This is a genomic window from Gemmatimonadales bacterium (assembly GCA_030697825.1).
Lineage (GTDB): Bacteria > Gemmatimonadota > Gemmatimonadetes > Gemmatimonadales > JACORV01 > JACORV01.
In genome coordinates, this window is the sequence record JAUYOW010000080.1 from 1 (window position 1) to 6,055 (window position 6,055).

The 6,055-nt window shown below is 70.3% G+C and carries 4 protein-coding genes and 1 pseudogene; 2 read left to right on the forward strand and 3 right to left on the reverse strand.

The features are described 5' to 3' along the window. Positions 1 to 732, reverse strand: a 732-nt coding sequence (locus Q8Q85_04320) for a POTRA domain-containing protein (GenBank protein MDP3773471.1), incomplete at its 3' end; no start/stop codon positions are given. Between the two features lie 75 nt (positions 733 to 807). On the opposite strand from Q8Q85_04320, the gene dacB reads away from it, so the two are divergent. Both dacB and Q8Q85_04330 read left to right on the forward strand, forming a co-directional pair. Beyond that, positions 808 to 2,295, forward strand: coding sequence for a D-alanyl-D-alanine carboxypeptidase/D-alanyl-D-alanine-endopeptidase (dacB, locus tag Q8Q85_04325; GenBank protein MDP3773472.1), 1,488 nt, complete (start codon positions 808 to 810; stop codon positions 2,293 to 2,295). A gap of 227 nt (positions 2,296 to 2,522) precedes the next feature. Continuing rightward, positions 2,523 to 4,493, forward strand: coding sequence for a hypothetical protein (locus Q8Q85_04330; protein MDP3773473.1), 1,971 nt, complete (start codon positions 2,523 to 2,525; stop codon positions 4,491 to 4,493). Here the strand turns inward: Q8Q85_04330 and Q8Q85_04335 are convergent. Together Q8Q85_04335 and Q8Q85_04340 are read right to left on the reverse strand one after the other, a co-directional pair. Beyond that, the gene (locus Q8Q85_04335; GenBank protein MDP3773474.1) at positions 4,490 to 5,521 is read right to left on the reverse strand and encodes an NAD(P)/FAD-dependent oxidoreductase; all 1,032 of its coding nucleotides are present in this window, start codon (positions 5,519 to 5,521) and stop codon (positions 4,490 to 4,492) included. The two genes, Q8Q85_04330 and Q8Q85_04335, sit on opposite strands and share 4 nt — an antisense overlap. Positions 5,522 to 5,669: 148 nt before the next feature. Then, positions 5,670 to 5,831: pseudogene (locus Q8Q85_04340) on the reverse strand (AAA family ATPase). Positions 5,832 to 6,055: the final 224 nt, after the last annotated feature.

A 6,055-nucleotide genomic window follows, 5' to 3' on the forward strand; every position in this document is an offset into this window, starting at 1 on the left:
CTGCGAGTCGTAGAGCGCGTCCTGGTCGAACTCGTCGCCCACCTTCACGGCGAGCGAGCGGCGCACGGTGCGGCGGCTGACCCCGCGCGAGCCATCGATCACGATCTCGCCCACCCGCGCGTACGGGCCGGGCACGACCTCGTAGCTCACCCTGGCCAGCCGCGTGGTGCGGTCCACGGTGTAGCTTCGGTACACCCCGGCGAACGGGTACCCGCGGTTCCGCATCCCCATCGTCAGTGAGTCGGCCGAGGCCGCGAAGCGGTAGCGGTCGAACGGCCGGCCTACGGCTAGCGGCAGCCCGCGCCGGAGCCGCTCCGGCGGCACGATGCTGTCCACTCCCCCGATCGTGATGGAGTCCACGACGATCGGCGGCCCTTCCTCGATGATGAATGTCACTGAGATCGCGTCGGCGCTCCGGCGGAGCACAGTGTCCACCCGCGCCTCGAAATAGCCGGGCAGACGGTAGAGGAGCTGGAGCCGCACCACGTCGCGCCGGAACTCGAGCTCGTCGAACGTGCGACGCTGGCCGAGGTGCACGAATCGGAGTGGGGCGAACCCGGCGAGCCAGCTCGATCCGGTGGTCGCGATGGAGATGGCGAGCGTGTCGGCGGCGATGGCACGGTTACCCCGGAAGTGCACCCCCGTGACGGTGCGCTGGGGCTGCCTATCCGCCTGAGCCATGAGCGACGACGGGACGAGCGCCGCGATCCACACCGCCCCGCGGACGCTCACCCAGTCAATGCGAATTGACCGCGGCCATGACAGCGTCGTACTTTCATACACCCAGCCAATCATGTTAACCAATTGATGCGCCGGAAGATACTGCAAGTCGCGGCCCTCATCGGCATCGCGCGCTCAACGCTCGCCGTGACGGGCGTCGCGGCGCAAACCGCGCCCTCGCGCAGGCCCATCGCCACCGCACCTCGCGCCCGCGCGGCACCGTCGCTCGCGGAGCGCCTCACCAGCCTCATGGATCAGGAACCGTTCAACCGCGCGCTCTGGGGCGTCGCAGTCGCGGACGCACGGGGCCGCGTGGTCTTCGAGCGGAACGGCGACCGCCTGTTCGAGCCCGCCAGCAACACCAAGCTCGTGGTGACCGCGGTCGCCACCCTCCTCCTACCCCCGACCTGGCGCTACCGCACCAGCGTCTATGCGTCCGGACCGGTGCAGGGCGGCGTCCTTCGCGGCGACCTCGTGCTCTACGGCCGCGGCGACCCGACCCTCGATTCCGCCGCGCTCGGCGCTCTGGCCGATTCGCTGCGAGCGCGTGGCGTCGCCCGGGTGGAGGGGAACTTGATCGGCGACGCGTCGTACTTCGACGTGGTTCCGCAGCACTGGTCGTGGGAGAACTACGACCTCAACCGGGAGGATGCCGCGCCCGTCGCGGCGCTCGGCTACGACGCCAACGTCGTGGAGATACGCACCACGCCGGGCCTGATCGGCCAACCGCCGTCGCTTGGCTACGAGCCGGAGTTCGGCCTCGCCGCGATCCTGAACCGCGCCCGCACCGTGCCGGTGGATTCGCCGAGCACGCTCGACTTCTTCCGGGTACCGGGAACGGACTCGGTCCGCGCGGAGGGGACGCTGCCGGTGGACGCGCGGCCCCGGGGCGTGAACTTCGCGGTGCGGGACGGCGCGTCGTACGCGGCCGAAGCCTTCCGCCGCGCGCTCGCCGGGCGGGGGATCGCCGTCGCCGGCATGGCGCGGTCCGCTTACGACTCCATGGCGACGGCGACGGCGCGCCAGGGCGCGCCGTTGGCCGAGCACCTGTCACCCGCGCTGCCTGACATCCTCGAGACGATCCTCGAGCAGAGCCAGAACTGGTACGCGGAGATGCTGCTCAAGACGCTGGGGCGGGAATTCGCCGGCGCCGGCTCCTGGGACTCGGGCATCGCGGTGGAGCGGCGCATCCTGATCGACTCGATGCGGGTGGACTCGACGATGTTCGACGTCGTGGACGGCAGCGGCCTCTCGCACCACGACCTCGTGGCGCCGCGCGCCTTCGTCAAGCTGCTCGCCTTCATCCGGGACCACCCGCGCGGGCGGCCGTTCCTGGACGCGCTGCCCCGCGCCGGACGTGAAGGGACGCTGCGCTCGCGCTTCCGCTCCGGCCCCGCGGCCGGCCGAGTGCGCGCGAAGACCGGCTCCATCGGGAACGTGAACACGCTGTCGGGTTACCTGGATCGCGTGGACGGGACCACCTGGGTCTTCTCGATCCAGCTCAATCACCATACGGCGCTGAGTCGCGAGGCGATCAGGCGGATTGATGAGGTGGTTGGGATGTTGGCTAGGTAGAGGGGAGTAAGGGGAGTAAGGGGAGTAAGGTGAGAATCGAATTCGGCCTTTCCTTCCCACGCTCGCGCGCCTGGCGGGCCCCCGGGCCGCAGACTAGATTCGCGCCGGTGGAGGTCACCGCGTCCCGCCTGCTCCTTCCGCTCACGCTTGCCTTTGGCGTGTCCCGCATTGCCACCGCTCAATGTCCCGACGGCACCCCACCGCCCTGCGACCGTTCCCCCCGCGCCATGGCGGCCGCGGTCGATCAGAATGTTGTCGCCGTTTTCCCATTTCGGCTCACTGGCCCCTCAGCCGACGTCGCGTGGCTGCGCGAGGGCGCCGCCGACCTTCTGAACCTCGCGCTCGACGAGCTGTCGGGCTGGCGCGTGGTCAGCGCGCGCACCCTCCTGGCGCGCACCCGCGGCTTCACCGATGCGACGCCCGAAACCGAAGCGGCGAGGGTCGCGCGGTCGGTGGGCGCGGGACAGTTTATCCTCGGCACCGCCGTGGTCGTCGGCTCCCAGCTGCGCGCCCGGGCCGAACTATACGCGGCCAACAGCACGCGCCGGCTGGCGTCGGTGGAAGCCCGCGGTACCGTGGCGGACCCCGCCCCGGTGATCGACAGCCTCGCCGCGGGGCTGGCGCGCGTCCGACTCGTAACCCACGCCGGCGCGGCCCGCCGCCTCCTCCAAGAGATGGCCACGACCTCGCCGCGAGCCCTGCGCGCCTACCTCGAGGCCGAGCGCCTGGGTCGACAGGGTCAATGGACGTCCGCGGTCGATTCCCTCCTCGCCGCGATCAGCGTCGACTCCAGCTTCGGGTTGGCGTACTACCGCCTGCGGGTCGCGACCACCTTCGGAGGCGACCCGGCGGGACGCGTCCAGTTCCAGCCGATCGAAGTGGCCCTGCGCCACGCCGACCGGCTGCCGCGGCGCCAGCGGGATCTCCTGACGGCCGTCTCGGCCACGATCGAGGGGCTGGGCGCCACCGCCCTGCGCCTCGCCGACGATCTCGGCCGGCTGTACCCCGACGATCCCGAAGCCGCCTACGAACAGGGTGAGGCGTACTTCCACTTGGGCCTCGCGCTCGGCGCGCCGTCCGAGCGCGTCCTCGAGGCCTTCGAGCGCGCGATCCGCCTCGACTCGACGTTCATCGACCCGTACAACCACGCTGTCGAGCTGCGGGTGATGCTGGGCGACCCGGCGGGAGCGAGGCTCCTCGCCGTGCGCGGAGCGGCCCTGGCGCCCAACTCCCGCATCCACCAGGCGGTGCTCCACGCGATGCGCGCGATCGAAGGAGAGGAGCCGGCGCGCGTGATCGAGAGCGCCGAGCGGGTCGAGCGGGCGCTCGCTCCCGGACAGAACGTCGTGGGTCGGGCCGGTTACGAGATCGTCCGGGCGCTCACGCGTGAGCCGGCCCGCGATCTCACGCTGGCCGAGCCGTTCTTCACCGCCGCGTCGACACCTCGTTTGCCGCCCGACGTCCGCCTGGGCAACCTCGGATACCTCATCGCGCTACGAGCGGCGCAAGGCCGCTTCCGCGATGCCTGGGCGGCCCTGGATACGGCGCGCGCGGTGGACCCATCCGCCCCTCTCCTCCGCCGCGCAGCCGCCCTGCTCGCGTTGGTCTCGCGCCAGCCACCCGGCGAGGCGTTCGCGGCGCTCCGTCAGGTCGGCGACACGACCTCGGATGTATTGGATCTCGCGCTGCTAGGGCTCGACGCCCTCACCGCGCGCGACTCGGTGCGTCTCGAGTCCGTGGTGCGGCGCCTCGAGGCCGCCGACGCGCCGCTCCGCGCCTACCGCGCTGCACTCGCTGCGGGGCTACGAGGGCTCGAGCGGCTGCAGCGGGGCGATACGGCGCAAGCGCGCGGACTCCTGCAGAGGGCCGTCGGTGTGCTCCCCTATGGCGTTTCCGGGGCAGCGCGCTCCACCGACTTGACGGCGTACCTCGCGGTACAGCTGGCGCGCCTCGAGCTGGCAGCGGGCATGCTCGACGCGGCGAAAAGCCGGGTGGATTGGGCGACCTTCGTGACCGGCATCGTGCCCTGGCGCGCCGACATGGAAGAGCTCCGGGCGCAGATCGCCGAGCGCCAGGGCGACACCGCGACCGCGGTTCGGGCCTGGCGCACCGTCGAAGCGCTGCTGCGCGACAGCGACCCCGAGGTCCAGCCTCGCGTCGCCGCCGCACGCGCCGCCATCGCGCGACTCGCCCACTAGGGCGTCGGCGCGAAGAGGTTTTCCATGTTCGAGGAGTGGCCGGGGAAAAGCTTCTTGCTCGGGTTCACGTGGTGCACGGCGTTGTTCACCGCGATGCACGCTTCGCCGAAGCCCGTCGCGATCAGCTTGAGCTTGCCGGGGTAGGTCACCATGTCTCCCGCGGCATAGATCCCCTCGAGGTTCGTCTCCATCATCTGGTTGACGACGATCTCCTCTTTCTGGAGGTCGAGGCCCCAGTTGCCTATGTCGCCCAGGTTCGAGACGAAGCCGAGGAGCGGGATGAGCGCGTCGATCTCGAGGCGCTCTTCTTCTTTCGTCTTGTTGCCGAAGATCGTGACGGCCTGCACGCGGCCCTCGCCGTGGATCGCCTTCACTTCCCAGAAGGTGCGCAACTCCATCTTCCCATCCGCGCACAGCCGGTTCACCTGGTCGATCGTGGCCTGGTGCGCGCGGAAGCCGTCGCGCCGGTGGATCATGAGGACGGACTTCGCGAGGCCCTGGAGGTTCACGGCCCAGTCGAACGCCGAATCGCCGCCGCCCACCAGCAACACCCGCCGGCCCGCGAACTGCTTCGGGTCCACGACCTTGTCGTACATCCCCTTCTCGAGCCATGCGTCGTAATCGTCGAGCGGGAGCTTCCGCGGCGAGAACGCGCCGATGCCGCCCGCGATGACCAGCGCGCGGCTGTAGTACTCGGCTTTCGGCGTCTTCAGCGCGAAGAATGTTTTTCCGTCGTCGCCCGTTTCCCGCCGCATCGCGATCACTTCCTGCGCGAGCTGCGTGTCGGCCTTGAACTGTAGCGCCTGCTGAGAGAGCTGCCTGACGAAGTCCTTGCCGAGGATCTTCGGGAAGCCGCCGACGTCGTAGATGTACTTCTCGGGGTAGAGCGCGGTGACCTGGCCGCCCAGCTCGGGCAGCGCGTCGATCAGCCGGCAGGAGGCGCCGCGCATCCCGGCGTAGAACGCGCCGAAGAGGCCGACCGGCCCCGCGCCGATGATCGTGATGTCCTTGATGTCCCGTTCCGCCACCGCTGCTCCGCGTGTTTGGGCCGGAGGAACGGTAAGGGCGCGGACAGATTGCGGCTAGCTGCTTCACCACTTTGGCAAAGCTGGCGCCGATGTTGGCGAACACCGGCCCGCGCACGAACCGGAAGCCGCGCTCGCCGGTCGCGGTGGTCTCTTCCATTCTGATCTCGGTGCCGGTGATGTCGCTCGGCATCAGATCGGGCGTGAACTGGATGCGCCGGAACTCCAACTGCATCGCGCCCGCGATGGAGCGGATGATCAGCGTCTTCGCCAGGCCCGGGACGCCGACGAGCAGCACATGCCCGCCGGCCATCACCGCCATCAGGATCTCCTCGATCACCGCGGCCTGGCCTACGATGCGGCGGGCGACCTCGGCCCTGAGGCGCGCCGCCGCCTCAGCCAGCTCCTCGCGCGCGGCGAACGCCGGCAATGCGCCTACACCGCCTCAGACAAGCTCGTGAAGTTGAAGTCGTGCACCTTGATCGCCGGCATCACGATGTCCCCGCCCGCCTCGGTGCCCGCCAGTCGCTCCGCCCG

Excerpts from the sequence above, each read along its gene's own strand:
- dacB (MDP3773472.1), top strand. The coding sequence starts at position 808 with ATGCGCCGGAAGATACTGCAAGTCGCGGCCCTCATCGGCATCGCGCGC.
- Q8Q85_04330 (MDP3773473.1), top strand. The coding sequence starts at position 2,523 with ATGGCGGCCGCGGTCGATCAGAATGTTGTCGCCGTTTTCCCATTTCGG.